Origin of the sequence: Rhizobium atlanticum, from assembly GCF_030182485.1 — a bacterium.
In the GTDB taxonomy this organism is placed as follows: domain Bacteria; phylum Pseudomonadota; class Alphaproteobacteria; order Rhizobiales; family Rhizobiaceae; genus Rhizobium.
Map to the genome: position 1 here is coordinate 1 of NZ_JAQJCJ010000072.1, position 2,099 is coordinate 2,099.

The 2,099-nt window shown below is 63.9% G+C and carries 1 protein-coding gene; it reads right to left on the minus strand.

Going from position 1 to position 2,099, the window contains the following annotated elements; translation table 11 throughout:
* Positions 1-2,099: BID domain-containing protein (locus PH551_RS32710; protein WP_285196400.1), on the minus strand; the 2,099-nt coding region annotated here is incomplete at both ends.

Consider the following 2,099-nt stretch of genomic DNA (forward strand, 5'->3'; position numbering starts at 1 on the left):
AAGCGGGCAGACAGCGCCTCGCTGACCGCCTTGATCTCTTGCACGACCGTGCGGTCCTTCGCGGCAAGGGCAAAGGCGGTCTTATAAGCATCGTCCCCGCCCCTGTTGCGCACCGCCTCGATCTCCATGAGACGCGCCATGGCGCCTTCGGAGAGTGCCGGGACCGACAATGACATATGCGCGCGACGCGCCTGCTCACGGATCTCGAACCGTTCGGCGCTCCTGTGGAACTCGCTCGCATGGGCGCGGGCCAGGGGAAGCAATTCCGTCACAGCCGCCAAGGCGACATTCCGCTCCTGGCGCTCTGCGCGTCCGTCGACGATGAGCTCGGAGCCACGCAGGCGGCCAAGCCGGTCAGGGCTCACGGCAAGATCGTCGGCGAGCCTGCGGGGTTCAGTGCCGGTATCTGAAGCAAGCGCATTCAGGGCGACAAGTGCGCCATCCGGATCGCGATAGATCCTTTCCAGCACCGGTCGCAGCAGCGTTTCCCGATCCTTCCACGCCGGGGATGACAATTGCGCCAGCCGCGCATCTTCATTGAGGCTTCTGGCGAAGTCGCTGGTCGGCGGGATCAGATAACGGGCTTTGCCGGCGTTCGCGCCCGAGGGGGGCTGGGATTCAGTTGGCTGGGATTCAGTTCGCACCTCGCTATAGGAGACGCGCCGTTCCCGCTCGATCGCAAAGCCGAGCGCCATGCTTGCCCGTTCCCAGAGCTTTTCCACCTGCTCCCGCTTTGCGGCAATCCACGCAAAGCGCCGCGAGATGTCCCCCTCGATCTCGGCCGCAGCCAGCGAGAGATGATCGAGCCCGCGGCGGCGGGCGAAGTCTTGCGCCTGGGCCCGATAACCGGCCTCGCTTGCAAAATCGAGCGTCGTCGTCTTGGCGCCGGAGCGCGACAGCCGCTCGACGAGCTGCTTGAACAGATCCGGCCGATGGCTTTCCCGCTCGATGCGGTCCTGTCTGGCTTCGGCGGTTTCGATCTGCCTCGCCGTCCAGACGTTGCGATCGACCTCCCGCTCCTCGTAACGCTTCTGACCGGTCTCTTCATCGACAACGGCAATCTGGACCTTGACCCGTTCCACGCCGTCCTTGCGCAGTGTGACGGTGTCGCCTTCTGCGATGCCACCCTCTTCGAGCGCCTTCGGCAGGCTCACGCCCCACAGCCGATGGACGGTTCCATCGTCGGTCCTGACATCGGCATAGGGGCTGTCGTCGGCATCCTCATCATCAGGCCGGAATTTGGCCGCTCCGGTTTCGACAAGCTCACCGGTCACACCGGCGGCATGATCAACACGCGGCCTGCGTCCCCATTCCGGTCTTGGCTCAAAATCCTCGCTTGCCGCATAAAGATCGACGCGATCGCGATGGCGGGTCATCGCCACATAGGTCAGGTGTTGGTCCATCATGCCGGTGGCAAGCACGAAGGTGCGCTCGACGGTGGTGCCCTGGGCTTTGTGGATCGTTGCGGCATAGCCGTGATCGACATTGCGATAGCTGTCTTCGCTGAAGACGAGTTTATGGCCATTGTCGAGACGAACCGAGATCAGCGCTTCGCCACATTTGTCACCGGTGGAGATGACCGTGCCGAGCATGCCGTTCTTGACGTATTGCGGACCATAACTCCTGGCCCGCGGTTCGAGGAAGCGGGCGTTCTCCAAAAAGATGATGCGATCGCCGACGGCGAACTCCCGCGCCCCGCGTGCCGTCTGGAAGGTGCGGCTGTCGGAAAGCGCGCCCTCGCCTGCCATCACCTCACGCAGCGCCTCGTTGAGCTTGCGGACATCGTCATTGGTGTGGGCAAGCACGAGCAGTTCGTCGCCGCGCAGCCGACCATCCCTGCCCTCGGAAACGGATTGAACGATTGCCTCTCTGCGCGCCTGGCTCCAGTCGGCGACAATCCGCTCGATCGTTTCCGCGCGCGTGCCCGCCTCGGCAAGGTGACCATGCCGGGCATAAACGTCGAGACCTTTCTCGATCTCGCCGCGGGCAAAGAGCCGCGAGGCCTCTCGCGCCCATTCTTCACGCTGTCGGCGAACACCGGCAAGCTCGGCAAAACCGATGCGGTCGCTGATCGCCCGAAAGGCAGCACCCGCCTGGAT